Origin of the sequence: Bradyrhizobium sp. (genome assembly GCF_016213215.1) — a bacterium.
GTDB lineage: Bacteria > Pseudomonadota > Alphaproteobacteria > Rhizobiales > Xanthobacteraceae > Bradyrhizobium.
Genome location: NZ_JACRAW010000025.1, coordinates 26,400 through 49,363, shown reverse-complemented (window position 1 = coordinate 49,363; position 22,964 = coordinate 26,400). Strand labels below are relative to the sequence as shown.

The following is a 22,964-nucleotide window of genomic DNA, read 5'->3' as shown; positions in this document are numbered from 1 at the left end:
ACCGGCTCGGGACTCACCGCGACAGCCGCCGCAACTCGGCACGCGCCTTTTCGGCGAGCGGATCGTCGCTGTGGCGCGCAATGAAAAGCTCGAGTGCCTCGGCCGTTCCCTTCCGGCGGGCAAGTTCATACTCCTCGGCGACCGCGATTGCGGGATCCCGGGCAGGCGGAACCGTGGGGTCGCGTACTTGCTTACCGATTTCGTCTGCAGCAGCCTTGTTGGCCATGACTGGCTGTCCGTCTGAGAGGGGATGATCCGCGCCGAGCGCCATGATGGTGCTAAAGATGCCGGCCGCAAGGGGTCGCAGCTTCATGACATCGCTCCGAATTCGCTGAGCCTGTGTTCCGCCGGTCGTAAAAATACCGGGTTTTCGATTAGAAGTTGTTGAACCACGCCGCACAAGCCAAAATTAAACCAAACGTATTGATCTAAGGCTAGCATCAGCACAGCGTCCGAATCAGGCTGCGCGTGAGGTTCTCAGGAGACTCTATTGGCGACCGCCGTAACTGTAAGCGCCACCAACAATGCGGAGATCGATGGCCTGCTTTTCTACTTCAAATGGGCGGGCACGATCACCTATAGTTTTCCGAATTCTCCGAGCGACTATCCCGTCAACTACTCCATCGACAATGAGCCGACCACGCCGGGCTTCGCTCAGGCGCCTAGCCAAATGCAGGCGGCGGTCAACTACGCCGTTACGCTGATCCTGGGCTACACCAACGCCACCATCCAGTACGCCGGAACCGACGGTGCGGACATTATGGTGGCACAATCCCCCGCCGCCAATCCGACCTCTTACGCCTACTATCCCTGGGGCGCTCCGGCCGGCGGTGATGTCTGGTTCGGCACCGCCTACAACTATTCGCTGGCGTCGTTCGGCAACTATTACTTCCTGACCGCGCTGCATGAGCTAGGTCACGCCTTCGGCCTCAAGCACAGCCACGAGACGGGAGGTGTCGCCAACGTCGCTGTGCCGACGGCGCATGATGATCTCGAATACACCCTCATGAGCTATCGTAGCTATGTGAGCGGGCCGCTGAGCGGTTACACGAACGAGGCCTATGGATATCCGCAGACCTATATGGCCAACGATATCCTCGCGTTGCAAACGCTTTATGGTGCGAACTACTCTACCCACAGCGAGAACACGGTCTACACTTGGAGCCCGACCACCGGGCAGGAATTCATCAACGGTGTCGCGCAACTGGCGCCGGGCGGCGGTGTCGGAGGTTCGGCCAACCGCATCTTCGAGACGATCTGGGACGGCGGCGGTGTCGATACCTACGACCTGTCGAACTACACGACGAACCTGACGATCAATCTCAATCCCGGCGCCGTGTCGGTGTTCTCGTCCGTACAATTGGCCTATCTTGGCAACGGCCATTATGCGTCCGGCAACGTCTACAATGCCTATCTGTACAACAACGACCCGCGCTCGTACATCGACAACGCCAATGGCGGGTCAGGCAACGATACGCTGATCGGCAATGCGATCGCAAACGCGCTGAACGGTGGTGCTGGCAACGACACGCTGACAGGCGGTGCGGGAAATGACACGCTCATTGCCGGCATAGGCGCCGACACGGCGGTCTATTCGGGCATTTCGGCAAACTATCTCATCACCTACAATGCGAATTCGCAAACGTGGACGATAAGCGACCAGCGACCCGGGGCGCCTGACGGCATCGATACCGTTTACGGCGTGGAATATTTCCAGTTTGCCGACGGCACGGTCAGCTTGCCGTCATCGCCCGATCTGACGGCTTCTTTCGACAGCGTCAGCAGCACGACCATCGCAGCGGGCGGCACCACGTCCGTTGACTTCTGGCTCGTGAACTTCGGCATTGCAGCAGCTGCAGCATCGACCTCGGGGCTCTATCTCTCGACAGACGCGACGATCAGCACGAGCGACACCTTGCTGACCACGGTTGCCTCTCTGGCACTGACAGCCAACGGCACAACGGGCTATTACGATCATCAGATCGTGTCATTGGCGCTCCCCAGCAACCTGGCTCCGGGCACCTACTATATCGGGGGGATCGCGGACTATGATAATGTGATTGCCGAGAGCAACGAGGCGAACAACACCCACAACGTAACGCAGATCACGGTCACCGGACCGGCGCAGGCCGATCTGACGGCTTCTTTCGATAGCGTCAGCAGCACGACCATCGCAGCGGGCGGCACCACGTCCGTTGACTTCTGGCTTGTGAACTTCGGCAAGGGAGCAGCCGCAGCATCGACCTCGGGGCTCTATCTCTCGACGGACGCGACAATCAGCACGAGCGACACCTTGCTGACCACGGTTGCCTCTCTGGCACTGACAGCCAACGGTACGGCGGGCTATTACGATCATCAGGCCGTGTCATTGGCGCTCCCCAGCAACCTGGCTCCGGGCACCTATTATATCGGGGGGATCGCGGACTATGATAATGCGATTGCCGAGAGCAACGAGGCGAACAACAACCATAACGTAACGCCGATTACGGTGCTTGCTCCATCCGCAGCGCTGGCAAACGCGGAAAACGACTCTTTTGTATTCCTCTCAGCTTCGTCTGATGCCGGCAATACGATCGGACCAGATCTCGGCCACTTGGCTTCGCTTTTCGGCCCCGAAAAGGGAGTGCTTTCCAGTATTGAGACGAACTTGGCGGATGCGGTCGGCGGTGCCGGACAGCCCGATGCCAGCCACACGAACTTTCATTTCCTCGACCCGATGGACCATTTTATCATCCGCTGAAGCGCCCGCAGGCAAGTTCTGGGGCTCCCGCCCCATCCGGGTATCGACTTTGGGTGGAGTATCTGCTTGATCATGGACGGCCATAGACGAGAGCGGGCCTGGGGACGTCCGGTGCTCGGTTCGTGATCCGTTGCTGGCGGCTCTCAGCGGACTCAAAGCCTTGAGCACTACCTGTCTTTCATCCAATAGACGCCGCGGCTGGGGAGCCCTATGAACGTGCCTGGCCGCGCCCGTCGACTTATCCAGGGCTGGTCGGCAAATGCAGTGCAGACGACGTTGGGAATAGCCCAACAGGTCCTCCTCGTTCCGGTTTTTCTGCGCTTCTGGACGAGTGACCTGCTTGCGGCCTGGCTCGTCATCTACGCGGCCGCGAGCATCGTCTTTGTGGCCGACGCCGGTCTGCAGCTCCGTGCCATCAATCGTTTCCTGGCGTTCAGGTCGAGCGCTGATCCTGACGGGCGGACGGCAAGCTTCCATGCGGGGATGCAGCGGATCTATTTCGCGGTCGCCGCCGGGGTCTGCCTGCTGCTGCTGATCGGCGCACGGCTGCTACCACCGTCGTCGACGCTTGGTTTCCAGGCCGTTTCGGATTTTGACGCCGCCTTTCTCGTGATGACGATCGGTACGGCTCTAACGCTGCCCTCGAACCTGGCCTCCGGGCTTTATCGCGCGCGCGGCAAGTACGGCCGGGCAGTCTGGCTGCAGAACTGCGCTATGGCGCTCGCGCTGCCGGCGCAGCTGTTTGCGATCCTTGCAGTCGGCACCCTGCTGTCGGTTGCTGTTGCGTATATTACCATCCAGGTCGCGGTCGCGCTCTATCTGGTTGCGATTGAAGCTCCGCGCCTGTTTCCATTCTTGCGCCGCGGCCGCGGACGTCAGCATTGGCGATGGAGCATCGGGCAATTTGGGCCGGCCTTTCCGTTCGCCGTCGCCGGCATCACTGAACTGGCGCTGCTCAATGCGCCGGTCCTATTGGTCAGTGCGCTGGTTTCCGACCGAATCGCCGTCGCGCAATGGGCTCTTACACGGGTCGCCGCCGGGCTGCTCCGCGCGCTATGCGTCCAAGTGACCCTGCCGGTTGCTGCCGAACTCGGCTACGATCACGCCACCGGCGACAGGGAGCGAACGCGCCGGCTCTATGCGCGCGGGTCGGCCCTGGTGACGGCTCTGGCGAGCCTGATTGTCTCCGGCCTTCTGCCGTTCTGGCCCGACTTCTTCGACTTGTGGACACGGGGCAGCATTCCCTACAATGCCCCGCTTACCATTACGCTGCTCGTCGGCGCCGGCATCGTTGCGCCCTCGATACTGGCGCTTGGCTTTGCCAATTACAGCAACCGCGGCGATCTTTTGGCCCGAAGCAAGGGACTGCAGCTCGTGGTGTTTCTGGGCCTGTCGCTCGTCCTTATCCGCGCCCTAGGCCCGCTTGGCGCAGCGATTGCGCTGGTTGCGAGCGATCTTTCCATCCAGTTCGGCCTCCTTGCCCTGACGATCATGCGGGAGACGCTGCAACGCCCGTTTCAGCACGTCGCGTTCCTGGCTCTTCTTGCCGCAGGCATCCTGTTGCCAGGATGGGGAATCGGGGTCGTGGTGGCATCGCTGGTGCCCGGCGCCGGTCTTTCGCACTTTGTCGGCGAATGCGCGATCTGGCTGGCTCTATTGAGCCTCATCGCCAGTCCTCTCGCGAGCAGGGGCGTTCGCGAGCGTCTTGCCGGTTCAATTCCGGGCTGACGGCACCAGAGTAGGTCCTGTTGCCTGGCGCGAATTTAGCGCCGGGTCAGCACCAAGCGGTTCTTCAGGCGTTCCAGATGGAACGCGAGCTGGCGGCGGCCTGCTTCGATCTCAGAGGCAAAGTGCTGCAGTCGGTCGTAGCCCGCCTTGCGCAACCGCTCGCGAGTCTCGGCCGAGCGGACGCTGACAATTGCCTCTGCCAATGAGTGCGGATCGTCGTAATCGAACAGGAGGGCTGCGTCGCCGGCCTGCGCCTTGAAGGCCTCAGGGTAGATGACCGGCGTTCCGAGCGTCCAAGCTTCGAGCGGTGGGATGTTTGTCGGGCCGAAATAGGTTGGCATCACCAGCGCCAATGCACCGCGGTAGAGTGCTGCAAGTTCGGAAGACTCGACAAACCCGATGATGGAGACTTTGTCAGTCAGCCCGTAGTCCGCGATCATTGCTCTGATCTTGTCGATAAAGCCGCGGTCCGACCCGCATAGCACCAGCCTTTCGCTGGAGCCCTGCTTCTGCAACAGGGCAAGCGCAGCCAAAAGAGCGGCGTGATTCTTGTGCGGCCAGAACTGAGCCGGATAGAATAAATAACCGGGCTCGATTCCGTATTTCTTTAGAACGGCCGCGTCGGCTGCTTCATCCGGCGCAGATCTGCTCACATAGGTCGACGGCGATAGCGGGATGCAGATCGCGCGGTCGCGCTCCATCCCGTAGCGCCGGCAAAGCAGGTCGATCAGTTCGGGCGCATTCGCGATCACCAAGGCCGACTTGATGCTTGCAAACCCGAACAGGGCTTCGCGGCGTTCGAACTCGCCGAACGACCGCACTTCCTCGAATTCGGGAGCGTCGCGGTGACAGCCGTCGAAGATTGCGATGATGAATGGCAGCTTGTTAAGCAGCAGATATCTTTTCGACGTCGAGGTGAAGTAGACGGCGTCGATACCAGACCTGATGAGGATCTTTTCAAAAAGGGACGTCCATCGCAGGGCGATCTGGAGAACATCGAACAGCCGGGAATATTTCAGAAGTAGATGCAGCTTGTCCAAGGCGCCCAATTTCAGCAGCTTGCCTTCGACACCAAACTCCTTCAGGATCTGCAGGGTCTTCCGATCCTGGGAAAACACCACGATCTCGTTACCGGATTTCGCGGCCCATTCGCGAAACCAGAGCATGTCGTTCAGTGGCTGCTGAAACCCGCCTCCGATCTCCAAAGGCTGTTCCAACATCACGGCGAAGCGAAGCGGTTTCACGGGTAGGTTCTCTTGCGGACGATCGAGAGGCGGCTTAGGTCTTCTCAAAAACAGCTGGAATTAGACAGGTCTTGAGCGGCGCGACTTTGGCCATTTTGCCCTGCACCGTCAAGGGCGCAGAGCTCAAGGAATCGCAGCCCGTCAGCTTCCCTGAACAAGCCTGAGGATTTCCCGCACACGGCTTTCGAAGGTGTGGGATTTCAGCGTCCTGGCCTGCCCGGCGGCGGCGATCGCGGCACGGCTGTCCTCGTCCTTCAGATATCGATCGATCATCGCGAGGCATTCGTCGATCGAGCGCCAGGCTGCGACCTCGCTGTTGGGCTCGAACAGGGTATGCAGATTTTCCTTGAAGTCGGTGAGCAGGAATGCGCCGACGCCAGTCGCTTCGAACAGGCGCGCGTTTCCGGCTTCGCGCCGGGCAAGATCGATATGCGAGTTGAGGGTAATTCGTGACCTTCTGAGCACCTCATACATGGCTTTGCCCCAGACCTCGCCTTGGAAGCAGCGATGGAGCGGGGACGAAGGGGGCAGGGACGGATCGAGGTTGCCCCACAACTTCAGGCGATAGCGCTCGGCAACGGCCTCGAGCAGCGCCGTTCTCTGTTGATGATCGGACGAGACGGTGCCGACGAAGGAGACGTCAATGTTGGGAGCAGCCGCCATCTCAGGTAGGGTATCGAGAACGGCGGGAGCGAAAGCAAGGTGCACGACCTCGGCCCTTACGCCGGCGCTTCGGAAAGACTGCACGATCCGGAGCAGTTGCGAAATCATCAGATTGTAGACCGTCCAATCCTCTCCGCGTGACGGTTCGATGCCGACCTGTCCGACCAGGATGGGACGGCCGATTCCCTTGATCCGGCGCACCAGTCGCGTGTCGATGTGGAAAAGATCCTGGTTGAGCACGAGATCCGGCTTGAACTCCTCGATCTGCGCGAGGAGGATTTGCTCCGATTGCACATCCAGCCGCGGGCTCAGCCCCACTTTGCGCGCCAAGGGCCGCAGCATCGGCTTGAAGGGTGCGACTGCGCGCTGCAACCATCCCGGCAGCGCGTGCCGGGTAGACACTCCGGGCGGCGGCAATTCGATAGCCATGCCACGCTCGCGCGCCCACGCCGATTGAAGCAAGGGGTTGTTGACATGGATGTCCGCGGCTGGGTGTCCCAGCGCGGTGAAACTGCGCGAGTAGAAATCGGCGACGCCGAAGAGGCTCGCGTTCCGCGCCACCATCTGCTCAGCATAGGAGGCGTTCTGAAGCCCTGGCGCGCGCTGGTACAGCCAGGCCAGGAAGCGCGGATAATCGGAGTTGAGGATGAGTACGCGCATCAAGAGCCACGCCGCGCCTGCTCTGACTCGGGCAGAGGCTGGTCTGCTTCGGTCGAATCAAAGATTGACCGGGGTACGACATACCACAGCAGGAACAGGAGAGCGGCGCCATTCGACAGGAGCGTCGTCGCAAGTGGCACATTTACGAGGACGTGGGTTATCATCCCGCTGGACAAGATCACAAAACTTGCTGGGAGTCCGGCCGATGCTCGGTTGGAGATAGCGATAACAAGACCGCAGCCCGCAGCAGAAAGCGGCGCCAAGCCCAGCCCTAACGATGCGATACCTTCAGTCGCAAACAAAGAGGCGTTCGCGTGACCAAGATTGTACGTGTTCAACATCACGACTGAAAGCTGTTCGCTGTAGGGGCATGTCAACAAATACTTCAGAAAATTCATCTGGCAGAAATGGGTGAGTTCGTGCGTCGAGAAGAAATCACTGTAAAGCTCCAATACCGCAGACGGAACGGCAACCATCCTGAAGTTGACTGCCGAAAAATAGCTGAAGAGAACCTGGTATGGTGCGACACCGGAACTAAAGAGCGCCACAAGGACGACGCCTAGGCATATCGGAATCAGCAAGCTCAACAAGACGGTTATTCTTGGGCTGTGCACTCGGCAAAGGACCGCCAGGAACAGCAGCCAGATCGGTCCAAAGATTGTCAATTTGGAAAGCGTCACCGGATAGAAAAGAAGAAGGAGAAACAAAGCTGCTCCAGCAAGAAGGAACTTGCCTCGCACGAAAGATATCGCGAATGCAAAGGGAAGTAGCGCGTTCGAGGTGGTGCCGATCAAGTATCGGAGGATCGTTGGGAACTCGAGTTCGTTCCGGAAGCGATAGATATCTGCTATTCCTACAATTCGAAAACTGTAGCGTGCCCCATACGCAATTACACAGACCGCTATGACTATCAGCGAATAAACGAGCCAGTCGAGTTGCCGCTTCGAAAGAGCAATAGTTCGTCGAAACGGAGAGGTGACAAGCAGCGCTGGAGCAAGGAACGCCAGTATCGAAGCGATTGCCGAAATGGCGCCAGCCCAATGGTTGTACTCAAGGCGAGAGAAATTTGCGAGCCACAGGTAGCCCAGAACCATTGTGTAGAAATAGAAACCTATCAAGTACCCGAAACTGAATTTGCAGATTACGAACCCTAGCGAGACGAGCGCGAAGAGACTGACCAAGAGAATTGCCGCCGGCAGTTGGCTGCGGTCGAACGTGAAAACGCCAATGTACTCATAATAATGCGCAACATAGACGAGCGAAAGAGAGCACGATGCTATGTGGACGCAAAGGAGCGCGATTATCAGTCCCCTTTGATTTGCGAGAGAGTAAAGCTTGGGGTCCGTCATTGCTTACTTTCAAGGAACGAGCTCGGCATCAAATACCAAAGCAGGAAGAGAACTGCTGCCCCATAGGTCACGAGGGCGATCGAAAGCGGGACGTTGAGCAAGAGTTGCGGCATCATTCCGCTGGAAACCAGCACGAACCGAGGCGGAAGTCCGCTTGATAGCCGGTTAGCCACCGCAACGACGAGGCCGCCGACCAGGGCAGCCACAGGGGCGAAGACCGGCCCGACGGAGGCGATGCCTTCGGTCGCGAACAGCGAGGCGTTGAGGTTACCGCCGATTCCGAAATAGTTGTAGATGACGATCGCCAAGGGGGCTTGATACGGGCAACCCCAGGCGGCCTTCACGACACCTATCTGGCAGTAATAGGTCAGGGGGTGATTGGAAAAGAAATATCCATAGTAGTCCATGGCAAGGGACGGAATGGCAAACATGCGCAGGTTTATCACGTAGAAATAGGATGCCGCTGGTCCGGTCAGAGCGGTATCGCTCCTTACCAGCGGGAATAGGAGTAGTCCGATGAGCATGGGGCCGAACACCGACAGCAGACATGTTGTACGGGCACCGAAGAATCGGAAAGCGATCACCAGGAGCAGAAGCCAGACCGGCGCAAAGAACGCGAGCTTCGTAAGCGTGATCGGGTAGAAGCAGGCAAGAAGGAGCAATACCAACGCCGCGCGAAGTCTCTGGCCGCGCTCGATGAAGCACGCGAACGCAAACGGCAGCAAGGTGCTGGAAGTGATTCCGATCCCGTAGCTCAATGCTTTCGGGAAGACGATCTGGTCGCGGAAGGCGTAAATGTGCTCGATATCAATGAACCGAAAATTGTAGCTGGACCCCATCACGATGATTGCGATCGCAAGCGCGAAAACGAACAGCAGCAGTCGATCTAGCGCGCTCGGAGAAAGCACGTAGAGCTGGCGTACCGGTGAGCCAATGAAGAGGGCGGGAAACAGAAAGGCCGTTGAGGCCGCGAGGGTGGATACAAACGCCAGGAGATGGTCATACGGAAGCTCCGAAAAGACGTTCAGCCAGACATACCCGAGCAGCATCGTGTAAAGGCTGAAGCTGACGCTGTAGCCGAATGTGAAGGGAGCTGTCGCAAACAGCAGCGACAGGGCTGCCATCGGGAGCACCATCGCGGTTGCAACCAATAATTGTTGGGGATAAAAGACGAAATGATAGTGGGGATAAATCAGCGCAACGCAGATCAGCGAGATACAGCAGAGGCCGACGTGCGAGAGAACGAGCAAGGCAAGTCTGAAACTCTCGCCACGCAGCTGGAGAGCGGCATCCATGGGCGTCGCCCACTGACGCTCAATGCGTGAGGTATTTCTGCTGGTCACGACGGGAACCGGGTGAAGGCGGTCCAAAACTACACTTCTTGATCTTTAGGACGGTTTGTTAATATACATCAAGCCTTTTCAGGCAGGCTCCAGTGCTCCTTTCGTTTTCGCCGAGACAGTTCTCATGATTAGGTTTGGCCTGATCGGTTGCGGACGCATCGCCAAGCGTCATGCCGACCTCCTGGGCGGCGGTCACATCTCTGGGGCGAGGTTGGTCGCGGTCTGCGATCCGATACGCGCTCGGGCCGACGAGGTTGCCGCGAAATTTGGTGTTACTGCGCATTATGATCTCGGCGAGTTGCTGGCTCGATCGGACCTCGATGCTGTTGCCGTCTTGACGCCGAGCGGCATGCATCCAGAACACGCGATTGCCAGCGCGAAGGCCGGGAAGCACGTCATTGTCGAGAAGCCGATGGCCCTTCGGCTACAGGACGCCGATGACATGATCCGCGCTTGCGACGAGGCAGGAGTGAAGCTCTTTGTCGTCAAGCAAAATCGTTTCAACGTTCCTGTCGTCAAGGCGCGCGAGGCTTTGAGGGCCGGCCGATTTGGCAAGCTCATTCTGGGGACGGTGCGCGTCCGCTGGTGCAGGGACCAGGCCTACTACGACCAGGATGCCTGGCGCGGCACCTGGGCCTACGACGGTGGCGTGCTTACGAACCAGGCCAGCCATCACATCGATATGCTGGAATGGTTTTTCGGTGACGTGATCAGCGTCCATGCCCGTGCAACGACGGCGCTGGTGAATATCGAAACCGAGGACACGGCGGTTGCGACCTTGAAGTTCCGCAGTGGCGCATTGGGTATCATCGAAGCGACCACGGCGACCCGTCCGAAGGATCTTGAGGGCTCGCTTTCCATTCTCGGGGAAAAAGGCACGGTGGAAATCGCCGGATTTGCGGTGAACCGGATTCGGCACTGGCGGTTCGTCGACGAGTTTCCGTCCGACAAGGAGGTCGTTGAGAAATTCTCGGTCAATCCTCCAAACGTCTACGGGTTCGGTCATCAGGCCTACTACGAGCACGTGGTCGACTGCCTCACGAACCGGCGCTCGGCGCTGGTCGATGGCCTCGAGGGGCGCAAGAGCCTGGAGTTGATCTCGGCGCTTTACGAGTCGATTGAAACGGGGCAGGAGGTGGCTCTCCGATTCATGCCGCGCCTCAGCCGCCTTGGCGTCGCAACGTGAACAGGCCCGATCTGCACAGCGCTGCCATCCGCAACGACGTCGAGTTTGGCGCGCGTGTGAAGGTCGTCGAACCGTGCAACCTCTACGGCTGCAGGATCGGCGATGACTGTTTCATCGGGCCGTTCACCGAGATCCAGAAAGGCGCGGCGGTCGGCGCCCGCACGCGCGTGCAGTCGCACAGCTTCATCTGCGAACTCGTCACGATCGGCGAGGACTGCTTCGTCGGTCACGGGGTGATGTTCATCAACGATTCCTTTTCCTCGGGCGGACCGGCCCGCGGAGCCAAGGAGCTCTGGCGCGAAACGAGGATCGGCGATCGGGTTTCCATCGGCTCCAACGCCACGATCTTGCCGGTAAAGATCGTTGATGATGTCGTGATCGGGGCGGGAGCAGTGGTAACCAGGGACATCACGGTTGCCGGTGTCTACGCCGGAAATCCGGCACGTCGGCTTCGGACAGGCAAATAGGGGCTCGTATGGCGGTACCTTTCGCCGATCTGCAGCTTCAGTACCAGACCATCAAGGACGAGGTCGACGCGGCGATTGCTGCCGTGATCCGCGACAGCGCCTTTATTCGCGGCCCCTATGTCGAAGCTTTCGAGCGCGACTTTGCCAACGCCGCGGGCGTCAAGCACTGCGTGTCCTGCGCCAATGGGACCGATGCCCTGTACCTTGCGATGGCGGCCCTGAAGGTCAGGCCCGGGGACGAGGTGATCACGACCGCGCATTCCTGGATTTCGACCTCGGCAATGATCACCCATGCCGGCGCCAACGTCGTGTTCTGCGACACGGACGGCACGACGTTCACCATCGACCCGGCGGCAGTCGAGGCCGCGATCACCCCGCGTACGGTCGGCATTGTCCCTGTCCATCTCTATGGTCAGCCGGCGGACATGGAAGCGATCATGGCAATCGCCAGAAAGCATGGCCTCTGGGTGATCGAGGATTGCGCGCAGGCTCATCTGGCCCAGTTCAAGGGGCAGCCGATCGGGACGTTTGGCAATGCCGCGACCTATTCGTTCTATCCCGGCAAGAATCTGGGAGCGATGGGAGATGCCGGGGCGGTCGTCACCGACGACGCCGCGCTCGCCGAGCACATTGCGATGCTGGCCCGTCATGGCGGACTCGTAAAGCACCAGCACCAGATCGAGGGCATCAACAGTCGGCTCGACGGAATGCAGGCGGCGATCCTGTCCGCCAAGCTTCGGCATCTCACAGCCTGGACGCGAGCGCGCCAACACGCCGCAGTCTTCTATGATACGGCATTGAACCAGATCGAGGATGTGGAGGTGCCGCAGGTCGCACCAGGGCGAACCCATGTCTATCATCTCTATACGATCCGGCATCCCCGGCGCGAGGCACTGGCGGCTTACCTGAAGGCGAATGGTGTCCAGACCGCGATCAATTACCCGACGGCGCTGCCGCTTCTGCCAGCGTACGCACGGCTGAAGCATCGTCCAGAGCACTTCCCCAAGGCTTATCGCGATCAGAACCGCATATTGTCCCTCCCACTGTTCGCTGAAATCACCAATGACCAGCAGCAGCTGGTGGTCGATCTCATTCGCAGTTTTTGATCGACCAAGGGGCGCGAAATGGCCGCACGCCCTGCAGCACCGCCGTAGTCGCAATCCGCGGAATTCCGGGGCGTCGCAGTGTGCGGATGTCGGAAAAGTCGATATCAATCAGTGTCTTAGCGTGTTGTGGGCGGCGAGCTGGTGGTGGCTGATCGTGGGGAACCGGTCGTCAACAGCGATGCCTGTTTGAGCATTCGAACTGGCGTTGCATGGCCGTTCTGTTAGAAGCGTCGCTTGCCACGGTGCTTCGGCGAAGTTGAGAAAGGTAGGGACGCGACCTTGCAGAAAGTGCTGGTAACAGGCGCCGCTGGATTTATCGGATCGCATCTCACGGAAGAGCTGGTGCGAAGGAATTTCGGTGTCCGCGCGTTTGTGCACTACAACAGCATGGGCTCGCAGGGCTGGCTGGATACGTCGCCGTGCGAGATCCGGGAGAATTTGGAGTTTTTTTCGGGGGACATCCGCGATCCGAATGGCGTGCGCACTGCCATGCAAGGGTGTGATGTAGTGCTTCACCTGGCGGCTCTGATCGCCATCCCCTATTCGTACCACTCGCCGGATACCTACGTCGAAACGAACGTCAGGGGCACCCTCAATGTCCTGCAGGCCGCCCGGGATCTCGGGATCTCCCACCTCGTCCACACGTCAACCAGCGAGGTCTACGGTACTGCCCAGTTCGTTCCGATTACGGAAGATCACCGGCTGCAGGGGCAGTCGCCTTACTCCGCCACCAAGATCGGAGCGGATCAGTTAGCGCTGTCGTTCGAGCGCTCGTTCGGTACCCCGGTCACGGTCGTACGTCCGTTCAACACCTACGGTCCCCGGCAGTCCGCGCGGGCTGTGATTCCGACCATCATCACTCAGATCGCGGCTGGTCAGCGTCGGATCAAGCTAGGCAGCATCCACCCGACGCGTGATTTCAACTATGTCGCCGATACCGTCGGTGGCTTCCTGGCGGCGCTTGAGACCAGATCCGGCGTTGGCGAAGTCATCAACATCGGTAGCGGGTTCGAGATCTCGATCGGGGATACCGCGCGACTGATCGCGGAGATGATGGGCGCCGAGATCGAAATCGAGCATGAGGACGTCCGCGTCCGCCCGGAGCGCAGCGAGGTCGATCGCCTCTGGGCCAGCAACGCCAAGGCGCAAGAGCTGCTGGGATGGTCGCCGCGCTTTGCTGGAGTCGCCGGGCTGCGCAAGGGTCTGGAGCAGACGATCTCCTGGTTCAGCAATCAGGGGAACCTGTCTCGCTATCGTGCGAACGTCTACAATTTGTGACCCTGATGAGCAATTCGCCCGCGCAAGCCAATAGCAACCGTCCGGCGACGCTCGACATCAGGCTTATCCTCGAGGCGGTCGACTTCGTTCTCGGTAGTGCCGCACGTCCGGTGGAATTGCATGAACCCCGGTTTGGCGAGCGTGAGCGCGAGCTAGTGCTTGATTGCATCGATACGAACTGGGTTTCCTCTGCGGGAAAGTATGTGACCCGGTTCGAGGAGATGTGCGCCGCGGCAACCGGAGCCCGTCACGGCGTTGCTATCGTAAATGGCACCGCAGCTCTCCATGCCGCGTTGCTGCTCGAGGGCGTGCAGACAAATGACGAGGTCCTGCTGCCAGCCGTCACCTTCGTTGCGACCGCCAATGCCGTCAGCCACGCCGGCGCCATTCCGCATTTCGTCGACTCGACCTGGGACACGCTGGGGCTGGATCCGGCTGGGCTGGAAGCTCATCTGGACGATATCGCGGTGCGGCGGAACGGCGAATGGGTGAACAGGCACACGGGTCGGCGACTGCGCGCGGTGGTTCCGGTTCATATTTTCGGTCATCCGGTTGACGTGGCGGCGCTGGGCGCGGTGGCGGCGAAATACGATCTAGTGGTCGTCGAGGACGCAACGGAATCGCTCGGCTCGACCCTGAAAGGGCAGGCGTGCGGCACGTTCGGTCATTCCGCTGTGTTAAGCTTCAACGGGAACAAGATTGTCACCACCGGCGGCGGCGGCATGATCGTCACAAATGACGACGAGTACGCTCGGCGGGCACGTCATTTCACCAGCACAGCCAAGAAGCCGCACCTCTGGGCGTTCGAGCACGATGAGGTCGGGTACAACTACCGTCTGCCGAATCTCAATGCCGCGCTCGGCTGCGCGCAGATGGAGAGACTCTTGGCGATGGTCGACGCCAAGCGAGAACTTGCCGAGCGTTATCTTGCGGCTTTCAATAAGTTCTCCGGAGCGAGCGTCTATCGCGAGCCGGCCGGGGCGCGCAGCAACTATTGGCTGAATACGCTCGTGCTTGATCCGGAATGCGCCGGCGCGCGCGACGCGCTGCTGTCGGCCTTGCACGAACACGGCGTTCGCGCTCGTCCATTGTGGACGCCGATGCACATGCTTCCAATGTATCGGAACTGCCCGCGCTCGCCGCTTCGCGTTGCGGAGGATATGTATGCGCGCTGCATCAATCTCCCGAGCAGCCCGTTCCTTGCCGCCGGCGGGCAGCCAAGCGCGAACAAGAGCTGATGCCCCGTATCGTCTTTTTTACCATTCACAGCACGACGGCGTGGTGGAAATACCTGGCTTCGCAGATTGATTTCGCCGATGCCGTGGTCCTGAGCGATCTGCGCGGGGACGGGGATTATTCGCTGGTGAACGATTTCAATCGCTTCGTGCGCAGGGCTGATGCGGCGAAGGCGGCGATCGCGCGGTTCGGCGACGAGGGGTGTGCCGACATCATTCTTCGATGCCGGGTCCTAAGGAGCATCGACCGCAATCTCGCGCTTCGGATGATCGGCGGCATGGCGCAGGCCATCGAACATGCCTTCGACGAACTCGCGCCCGAACTCGTCATGACTTTCACCATCGACCGGTACGTCATGGATGTCATGGAAAGGACGGCACGGGAGCGCGGGATCGATCTTCTTGAGATGACTACCTCGATCATTCCTGACCAAGTGATGTTCATGCGCCGGGGACGGCCGGTCTGGCTTCGCGAGCCTTCCAGCGAGGATATCGAGGCGGCCGTCGGCCAGCTCTGCCAAGAGGATTTCGCGCCAGCCTATGTGCGTGACGCCACGCGCTTCTCGCGCGCGAGATTCTGGCGTGTGTTCAGCTACTACGCGGTGCGCGGCGCGTTCTTCAATCTCTGGCGCTTCCTCAAACGCGACCCGTACAATTGCCACTACATGGATGCGCTGAAGCGGCTGAAGCACAAGGTTCGCATCCGCGATGTCGCGGTCCTCAGGCTTCTTGATCCGGATTGGGAAAAGCGGCTTGGCGAGGTGCCGCGCCAGCGTCGAGTGTTCCTGGGGCTGCAGCTGTTTCCGGAAGCCTCGATGGACTACTGGCTGAGCTCAAGAGACATGCTCGCGCATGATGACGTGGTGGTGCGCTATTGCGAGGTGCTTGGCCGCGCGGGTTACCGGATTTTCGTCAAGGATCATCCGCTCCAGTTTGGCTTCCGCCAGCGCGAGCTGTTTGAACGGTTGGCGGGGCTGCCGCACGTTACGCTGGTGCCATATGACGTGCCGGCCAACCTGTTGATCGCCAAATGCGCGATTTCGCTCACCTTCACGGGAACGATCGGATTCCAGGCCGCGCTGGCAGGGCTCTGTTCCATAGCAACAGAGCCTTACTATGCGACAGAGCGGCATTTCCTCCATATCCGCAACGTCGGCGAGATCGACCATCTGATCGATAGGCTAGAGCAATGGCACTTCCCTGACGATCTTGCGAGGACCCGGTTCGAGATCATGCGGCATCTCGCCTCGATCAGCGTCGAGGGCGACTATTTCGGCTGGCGCAAATTCGATCCCGAGAGTGAGGCCGCGCGCGAGTCCGCGAAGTCGCTGGTCCGCTCGCTTAACGCCCATTTGCCAAGATTTCTCAAGTCCTACAGAAGCGCCGCTTGAGGTCTTCGCGGCGTTCGCAACCCACGACGGCGGGCGGCAAGCCCGATGGAACAGCGCGATGCACTCTCGTCTGGTAGACCTTGTAAAGCGGCCTGCGATCGCGGGCACGGTCTCTGCCTTGATTCTGCGCGCAGTGACGCTGGCGAGCCGCTTTCTGCTCTCGCTCCTGCTTGCGCGGATGCTGTCGCCTGCCGAAATGGGCGAGTACGGCCTAATAACCGCCGCGCTGGCCTTCGCACTGCTCGCGACCGGACTCGAATTCTATTCGTATACGCTGCGCGAACTGGTGCCAGCGAGCCCGTTACGGCGTGCCCGTATCATCGTAGACCAGATGGCGCTTGCCTCGGCGGCGTTGATAGTCGTCGGGCTTGTTGTCGCGGCGGCTGCTCTCGCGGGGGGATTTCCCGCGCATCTTGCCCCGTGGTTTCTGTTGATCCTGCTCACCGAGCACGTCTCCCTGGAGGCGACGCGCATCCTGATCATCACCTGGCGGCCGGTGCGGGCCTATATCGGCGTATTCCTTCGCGGCGGCATCTGGGTCTATGCGATCGCGCTGCTCATGTTCGTCGTGCCATCGACGCGTTCGCTCGAGACGGTGCTGGTCTGGTGGGCCCTGGGAGGCGTGCTTTCGATCGCATTCGCGGCGTTCTCGTTGTCCGAAATGCCGTGGCGAGAGCTCGGGGGCTATCGACCCGACTGGAAAGAGATTCTCAAGGGCTTGCGGACGGCACGCCCATTCATGCTGACCGCGGCCGGCGCGCTGGTCATTTCCTATGTCGATCGCTTTGTCATCGATCGCTTCGTCGGACGCGATGCGCTCGGCATCTATACGTTCTATTCGACGATCCTGATCGGCCTGTTGTCGCTCGGCGCGTCGGTATCGCACCAGTTCCTGCCGAAGGTCATCGCCGGATATGCGGCGGGCATGGAGGCCTACCGCACGGCCCTGCGCACTTTCGTCTGGTCGATGCTTGCGCTGGCGTCAGCGACAATGGTTATCTCCGGCGTCGCTATGGGACCGATGCTTGGCTTGCTCGGCCTGTCGACCTATGCGTCGGATATTTGGGTGTTCTATGCCATGCTGCCCGGGATCTTCCTGCGGATGATGGCCGATGTGCCATCCTATGCGCTCTATGCGGCGCGATCCGACAAATATCTTCTGCTCTGTAATGTTGGCTCCGCGCTGGTATCTACGCTGCTCAACTTCCTTCTGGTGCCGGTCCTCGGGATCTATGGTGCGGCACTGGCCGGCGGCGTCGCGAATGCGGCCCTATTCGTTTCGCTGGTGGCTTTTGCCGCCTACAGGATTCGCCAAGGCAAAGGGGAACCGGCGTCACCGCAGGGCGTCGGCCTTCCCACTGATCCCGACATGCTCTATCCGTAACCCGAGCGCATCCTGCGAGGCCGCGGCCGGCCGCCATTACGGTGTCAGTATGACCTTGCTACACAACCTTGGATTATCAAACGGTTCGACTGCCAAAATGCAGCGGCTAATTTGGTTGGCTGGCGGTCTGTCGTCACCCGCGATTCTGATCCTGTTGGTCTGGTTCGCGGCGTTCGCCAGTGTCGCGATTGGCCCAATCGATTATCCCGGACAGCCGTCCGCAGTGGCGTCGGGGTTGATTGCGGCCGGAACCGCGCTGTTCCTGGCGGGATTTGTTGGCGGAAAGTTCGTCTTCAACACCTGGTTCGCACGCCAGGCAGAAATGTCTGCATCTACGGCCGTGACATTGAATCGTGTGGTGCTTGTGACATCGCTGATGGGGATCGTCGGAATCGGACTGATCGCCGTTGATCGCACGATGCTGAGCGGCGTGAGAAACATTGAGTATTCCGAGCTGTTGCGCTGCGCCCCCGGATTGGTGGATGCGATCGCGATAAAACGTACGCCACTGCTTTACCTCGGATATCTCACTTTCTCCTTCGGCTTTGTGTCAGTGGTGCTGTTCCTGCTGAAGGGTGAGGAAATCAAAGGCTGGGCGGCGGCGCTTGCCCAATTGTCCCTGATTTCTCCGGTCGGCTACGCATTGCTCTATTCGGGTCGGATGTCGATCCTGTTCGTGCTTGTGCTGATCGTTGCGGCGATGCTGGTTCGTCTCAGCGAGCGCCGGCCGCCTTTCCCGCGCGGCCATCACCTGTTGCTCAAGTTAGCGGTGGCCGTCGGTGTCTTTGCAGTCTATTCGAACTCGATGTGGGCCAGCCGGCAAATGTTCTGCAACCAGATGTTTCCGCTGATTCAAGAACTGGCGCAGGAAAAGACTGAGCGGGACTCCCGACTGTCTGGTGACACCGCTCCGGGCCGGAAAGACATCCGGTCGTATTCCAGTTCCCTTATCACCGCGAGCGACCTCAATCAAAAGGTCGCGGAAGCGAGGGCTGCGAGGGCCATCCCGTCTGCGGCAATGGCGGCGGAGGACATCCTGGCTATAATGTTGGAAACGTGGAACGTGAAGCCGCGTGGATACGTCACGTCGGCCATGCAATCTGGTTATATTTCACCCCCAGAGGCTCTGATCGGGCTCAGTACCTATTTCTATCTGAGCCACGGTGTACGGACGGTCGATGTCGTCTGGCATGCGCGCGACAAGATCAGTCCCAAATGGGGGGTCTACGAGGTCGGCGTGCTTTCGCCGATCCTTCGGGTGTTCTTCCCGGGCAGCGAGCAAGTGACTCTCATGGAAACGGAGCTGCGGTCCGCGGGGATCTTTGGGTTCTTTCCGACCGTGTGGGTCGCTGCGTTCATTGATTTCGGGATCTTTGGCGCGATCGTCTACGTCCTGATCTGGGGATTCGCCGCTGGCTGGAGCGCGGCGGGGCACATGCGCTCCACGTTGATCACGCCGGCGCTGCTCCTCATCTTTGTCCTCGCCAGTATACTGTTGAGCCCGATCCAGGGACCGCTGGGAGTGGCCAACTCCGCGCTGGTCCTGCTCTCGATCCTCGTCACCGGAATAGCCCTCGATGTGATGACGGTGGGATGGGGTTCGCGACGCAAAACGGGTAAGCTTCACCTCAGCAGCACGGCGAGTTGAGGCGGCGTTCAGCGCGCCGATCGAAGCCATGCCGCGGTTGCCGCGACGCCTTGCTCCATAGTGTATGGGAGTGGACCGCACACTGCCGCGGTGGGCTTGAGGTCGAACTGGTACTGCGTCAGCACGTTGTTCAGGCGGAACGAATTGAACGGAAATCCCTTCATTCCGATCGCATTCACGGCATCGCCGCAGAGGGCGAGCATACGGGCGATGCCGACGGGCACGTGGGGAATGGGCCGCGCGCCGAATGCACGCTGGAACGCGTCGCACCAGGCAAGCAGGTCGATCGGCTCGTAATCGGCGAGATAGAACATCTTGCGATGGATCTGCTCAGCCGGAGCCTGGAGCAGGCGCCAGTACTGGAATGCGATGTTCTCGATATAGCTGTAGGACTTCCACAGCGGCTTGTTTCCGACGTGGAAGTAGTATCCGCGCTCCATCATGTGCAGAAAGCGCTGATAATGCGTGCTCATGCCGGGGCCCCACACAGTCGTCGGACGCGCCAGGCACCATTCGCGCCCGGCGCCGTCTTCCTCGCGCACGATCTGTTCGGTGCGGATCTTGCTCTTTCCGTACAGTGTGTCGGCGTTGTAGTCGGTTTCGCTCCGTGGCACATAGCCGACGCGGCAGACGAGCTGCGACGAGGTCCAGATTGCCCGCCGGATCGAGGGCGTCGAGCGAACGGCGGCGAGCAGGTTCTCTACGCCTTCGATATTGGCGGCGTAGCCTGCAAGATTGGTTTTTTCATCGAGGTCGATGCGGGCCGCAAGATGAACCAGCGTGTCCGGAGCATAGCCCTGCACGGCCTCGCTGAGCCGGCCAGCATCGAGGATGTCGCAGACAAGGTCGGTTGCGGCACCCGATGCCTTATCGAGCCCGGCGACGTCGCAGCCTTCGGCCCGGAGGCGGCGCACCACCGCCTGACCGATAAAGCCGGAGCTGCCGGTCACTAGAACTTTCATGCTGATTTCGCTGCTTTCGAAAGGTGCGCGGTCGCTTGACCAGCAGGTCGCGCTGATCTAGCAAACCGAACAATCGATTGCAAATCGAGGCGAATTTCTTCTCGCTGAAGGTACTCTTGCGATCGGATCGCCTCCTCCCAGCCTTTTCGACGCGCGCGCTTTCATGAAGGCATTTTGTTCAGGCGTGTTCCAGGCCATCAATGGCGCCTTGGAGCCGATGGGCTTGCGCCTGATGCGCAGCCGATGCGTCACGGCATCCCGCAGTTTGCCAACATCGTGCGCTTCTGTGACGAGGCCGGGTTTGCGGTTTATGACGTGCTGGAGGTGCGCGTGCGCGCGCTCGACGGTGCGCTCGCAGATTAATCTCGCCTTTGTTCGCAAGGACAGCCCGCTGCGCAGCCAGGTCGCTTGCCGCGGTAGGGCGGAATCGGCACTTCGCTGATACCGGCTATACGCACAGCTGGCGCCCTATCGGCGAGTGTGTCGGCTGTCGTCATGTCGGAGTCTCCGAAGGCGTACAGAACTTTATTTCCCTGCCGCCGTACGTCAGCAACCGCGCGAGGGCTCATGCGACGGTTTCCGGCGCGTCCGACGGCGTCACAGGTCATGGAAGTGCTTGGGGAAAGCGCGACCGATGTCGATCTTTCGGAGAGTTTCGGCGATCTTCTCCGAAGCTCCGCCGCGGCCGTAGGGCGGCTCGATCGACCTGTCGGGTTGGAACGTGCCTTCAAGGATGCTGCGAAGGCTCGCGACGATCGCCGCCTGGTCGGCCGGACAGTCGATGATCGATGCGGCGCGAAGCCGACCCCGCTGCCGATCACCGATATTGATCGATGGCACTCCGGCCGCAGGCGCCTCGAGGATGCCGCTGGAGGAGTTGCCAATCACCGCATCGGTCAGCCGCAGCGCCGCCCAATAGCGCTCGCTGCCGAGCGAGGAGAAAAGGTACGCCCGGCCTGGGCGCGCTGCCACAAACGCGGTGATCGCTTCGTCGATCGCACGATAGCCGGGATCGGCGTTGACGCCGGTGAAGATGAAACTGCGGTCCTCGACCTGTTCCAGCGCACCCAGCAACGCGGAAATATTTCCTTTGTCCGTATCCGGCTGTGCCGTGGTTGGGTGAAGGGTGACCAGCAGGAAGCGTTCCGGGCCGCTGATACCGAGCTCCGCATAGAGCTCGGTACGGGTCATCGGGCGCGCAGCGCTGGCGAAATCCAGACCCGGCGCGCCGACGCTGAAGACGAAGTCCGGATTCTCACCCATCTGGATCACGCGGCGCCGATAGGGCTCGGCGGCGACGAAGTGCAGGCACGCCATCTTGGTGATGGCGTGGCGTATAGCGTCGTCGAAGGCGCCGGCGGTGACTTCTCCGCCATGGATATGCGCGATCGGGACGTTCAGCATCATAGCCGCGACCGCCGCCGACAGGATCTCGAAGCGGTCGCCAAGCACCACCGCGATGTCGGGGGCGAGCCGTGGAAACACATCGGCGAAGCCGCTGATGCCGATGCCGGTGCCGCGGGCGACCGTCTCGGCGCGGTCGTCATCGAGCTTGAGGTCGACCTTCGCTGCGATCGGAAGGCCGTCGGCCTCGATGATCCGCCACGTTTCGCCGAACTTGGGCAGCAGGTGCATGCCGCAGGCGATGACACTGAGATCGATGTCATCCATTTTCTGCAGACGCGTCAGAATGCCCCGCAGCAACCCATAGTCTGCGCGCGACCCCGTGACGACGGCGATGCGGCGGCGTGTTGCGCTCATGATTGCTGTCGCCAGGGCGAGGCATCGAGCATGCCGTGCTCGATCACGTATGATGCATAGGCGAGGTCGGCCGCGGTCTCGATCTCGATCGAGTGCATGCGGTCCATCAGGATGCCGTAGCTGGTCGTGGGGTCGGCGTAGATCTTGCGGTGCTTGCGCATGGCATCCCAACCGATCAGGTAAAGAGCGCCGTTCATGGTCACTTCGGGCGGCTGGTCCTGCCGGCGCTGGGCCGGCATCTTGAGCATTTTCTCGACGATGCCGCCGATCGAACCGTCCGCTGCAAGCGTGCCGACGAAGACCGAGGATACCTCCGTCTCACGCATGCCGACCACGAGGCTCGCCCTGCGTGCGACGGAGAGTTCGACGGCCTGATCGAAATGCTCGGGCAGCGCGAAGGGCGAGGAAGGCTCAAGCAGCATGATGGCGTCGTAGCGCCGCCCCTCGTTCGTCTCGATCCAGTCCATGGCGTGAAGCACGACGTCGTTGGATGAGGCGGTATCGGTTGCGAGTTCGGTCGGGCGCTCGAACAGCATCTCGGCGCCATGTCGGACTGCTTCAGCCCGGATTTCCGGGCTGTCGCTGGAGACTATCAGCCGCGTGCAATAGCGCGACTGCCGGGCCGCCCTGGCCTTGTATCCGATCAGGCTGAGGCCTCCGATCTCGCGCAAGTTCTTCCCCGGCAAACCTTTCGATCCACCGCGGCCTACGAGCAGGAACAGTATCTGCACCGAATCGGTCATTTTGTTTGCAACAATCCCGCCGTTTGCGCGTGGGCGCGATGGTTCACCGTCCCCGGGGCTTGAGAACGCGCAAGAA

Annotated in this window: 18 protein-coding genes; 10 read left to right on the top strand and 8 right to left on the bottom strand. The window is 60.4% G+C overall.

Going from position 1 to position 22,964, the window contains the following annotated elements; all coding sequences use genetic code 11:
• Positions 1 to 13 precede the first annotated feature (13 nt).
• Entirely contained in the window at positions 14 to 313 is a 300-nt protein-coding gene (locus tag HY852_RS05690; protein WP_291603348.1) for a hypothetical protein, read from the bottom strand.
• Between the two features lie 177 nt (positions 314 to 490).
• Between HY852_RS05690 and HY852_RS05685 the strand changes: the two genes are divergently transcribed.
• Both HY852_RS05685 and HY852_RS05680 read left to right on the top strand, forming a co-directional pair.
• The gene (locus HY852_RS05685; protein WP_291603345.1) at positions 491 to 2,740 is read left to right on the top strand and encodes a CARDB domain-containing protein; all 2,250 of its coding nucleotides are present in this window, start codon (positions 491 to 493) and stop codon (positions 2,738 to 2,740) included.
• 210 nt (positions 2,741 to 2,950) lie between these two features.
• Complete coding sequence (locus HY852_RS05680) at positions 2,951 to 4,468, top strand: hypothetical protein (RefSeq protein WP_291603343.1); 1,518 nt, start codon at positions 2,951 to 2,953, stop codon at positions 4,466 to 4,468.
• 35 nt (positions 4,469 to 4,503) lie between these two features.
• Here the strand turns inward: HY852_RS05680 and HY852_RS05675 are convergent, their stop codons facing one another.
• The 4 genes from HY852_RS05675 to HY852_RS05660 all read right to left on the bottom strand — a co-directional run bounded on the left by HY852_RS05675 (position 4,504) and on the right by HY852_RS05660 (position 9,679).
• Positions 4,504 to 5,508, bottom strand: a complete 1,005-nt coding sequence (locus tag HY852_RS05675; protein WP_291603341.1) for a glycosyltransferase — start codon at positions 5,506 to 5,508, stop codon at positions 4,504 to 4,506.
• 345 nt (positions 5,509 to 5,853) lie between these two features.
• Positions 5,854 to 7,035: a glycosyltransferase gene (locus tag HY852_RS05670; protein ID WP_291603339.1), complete on the bottom strand. Its 1,182-nt coding sequence runs from the start codon at positions 7,033 to 7,035 to the stop codon at positions 5,854 to 5,856.
• The gene (locus HY852_RS05665; RefSeq protein WP_291603297.1) at positions 7,035 to 8,384 is read right to left on the bottom strand and encodes a hypothetical protein; all 1,350 of its coding nucleotides are present in this window, start codon (positions 8,382 to 8,384) and stop codon (positions 7,035 to 7,037) included. The genes HY852_RS05670 and HY852_RS05665 overlap by 1 nt, the downstream gene beginning before the upstream one ends.
• Entirely contained in the window at positions 8,381 to 9,679 is a 1,299-nt protein-coding gene (locus HY852_RS05660) for a hypothetical protein (protein ID WP_291603294.1), read from the bottom strand. The genes HY852_RS05665 and HY852_RS05660 overlap by 4 nt, the downstream gene beginning before the upstream one ends.
• A 172-nt stretch (positions 9,680 to 9,851) precedes the next feature.
• Between HY852_RS05660 and HY852_RS05655 the strand changes: the two genes are divergently transcribed.
• The 8 genes from HY852_RS05655 to HY852_RS05620 all read left to right on the top strand — a co-directional run bounded on the left by HY852_RS05655 (position 9,852) and on the right by HY852_RS05620 (position 19,422).
• Positions 9,852 to 10,913, top strand: a complete 1,062-nt coding sequence (locus HY852_RS05655; protein WP_291603290.1) for a Gfo/Idh/MocA family oxidoreductase — start codon at positions 9,852 to 9,854, stop codon at positions 10,911 to 10,913.
• Positions 10,910 to 11,380: an acyltransferase gene (locus HY852_RS05650; RefSeq protein WP_291603287.1), complete on the top strand. Its 471-nt coding sequence runs from the start codon at positions 10,910 to 10,912 to the stop codon at positions 11,378 to 11,380. The genes HY852_RS05655 and HY852_RS05650 overlap by 4 nt, the downstream gene beginning before the upstream one ends.
• 8 nt (positions 11,381 to 11,388) lie before the next feature.
• Positions 11,389 to 12,486 (top strand): DegT/DnrJ/EryC1/StrS aminotransferase family protein, encoded by a 1,098-nt coding sequence (locus tag HY852_RS05645; RefSeq protein ID WP_291603285.1) that lies wholly within the window; start codon positions 11,389 to 11,391, stop codon positions 12,484 to 12,486.
• Positions 12,487 to 12,765: 279 nt separating this feature from the next.
• Entirely contained in the window at positions 12,766 to 13,764 is a 999-nt protein-coding gene (locus HY852_RS05640) for an NAD-dependent 4,6-dehydratase LegB (RefSeq protein WP_291603282.1), read from the top strand.
• Positions 13,647 to 15,002: a LegC family aminotransferase gene (locus tag HY852_RS05635; protein WP_291603278.1), complete on the top strand. Its 1,356-nt coding sequence runs from the start codon at positions 13,647 to 13,649 to the stop codon at positions 15,000 to 15,002. Before HY852_RS05640 ends, HY852_RS05635 begins: the two co-directional genes overlap by 118 nt.
• A complete protein-coding gene (locus HY852_RS05630) occupies positions 15,002 to 16,390 on the top strand; it encodes a hypothetical protein (RefSeq protein WP_291603275.1) in 1,389 nt (462 codons plus the stop codon). The genes HY852_RS05635 and HY852_RS05630 overlap by 1 nt, the downstream gene beginning before the upstream one ends.
• 58 nt (positions 16,391 to 16,448) lie before the next feature.
• Positions 16,449 to 17,774, top strand: a complete 1,326-nt coding sequence (locus HY852_RS05625) for a lipopolysaccharide biosynthesis protein (RefSeq protein ID WP_291603273.1) — start codon at positions 16,449 to 16,451, stop codon at positions 17,772 to 17,774.
• 97 nt (positions 17,775 to 17,871) lie between these two features.
• Positions 17,872 to 19,422: a hypothetical protein gene (locus HY852_RS05620; protein ID WP_291603271.1), complete on the top strand. Its 1,551-nt coding sequence runs from the start codon at positions 17,872 to 17,874 to the stop codon at positions 19,420 to 19,422.
• Positions 19,423 to 19,430: 8 nt separating this feature from the next.
• Here the strand turns inward: HY852_RS05620 and HY852_RS05615 are convergent, their stop codons facing one another.
• The 3 genes from HY852_RS05615 to HY852_RS05605 all read right to left on the bottom strand — a co-directional run bounded on the left by HY852_RS05615 (position 19,431) and on the right by HY852_RS05605 (position 22,888).
• Positions 19,431 to 20,384, bottom strand: a complete 954-nt coding sequence (locus HY852_RS05615; RefSeq protein WP_291603269.1) for an NAD(P)-dependent oxidoreductase — start codon at positions 20,382 to 20,384, stop codon at positions 19,431 to 19,433.
• Positions 20,385 to 20,981: 597 nt separating this feature from the next.
• Positions 20,982 to 22,145 carry a UDP-N-acetylglucosamine 2-epimerase gene (gene neuC, locus HY852_RS05610; protein ID WP_291603267.1) on the bottom strand — a complete coding sequence of 388 codons (1,164 nt, stop codon included), beginning with the start codon at positions 22,143 to 22,145 and terminating at the stop codon, positions 20,982 to 20,984.
• Positions 22,142 to 22,888 (bottom strand): acylneuraminate cytidylyltransferase family protein, encoded by a 747-nt coding sequence (locus tag HY852_RS05605; RefSeq protein WP_291603264.1) that lies wholly within the window; start codon positions 22,886 to 22,888, stop codon positions 22,142 to 22,144. Before HY852_RS05605 ends, neuC begins: the two co-directional genes overlap by 4 nt.
• Positions 22,889 to 22,964: the final 76 nt, after the last annotated feature.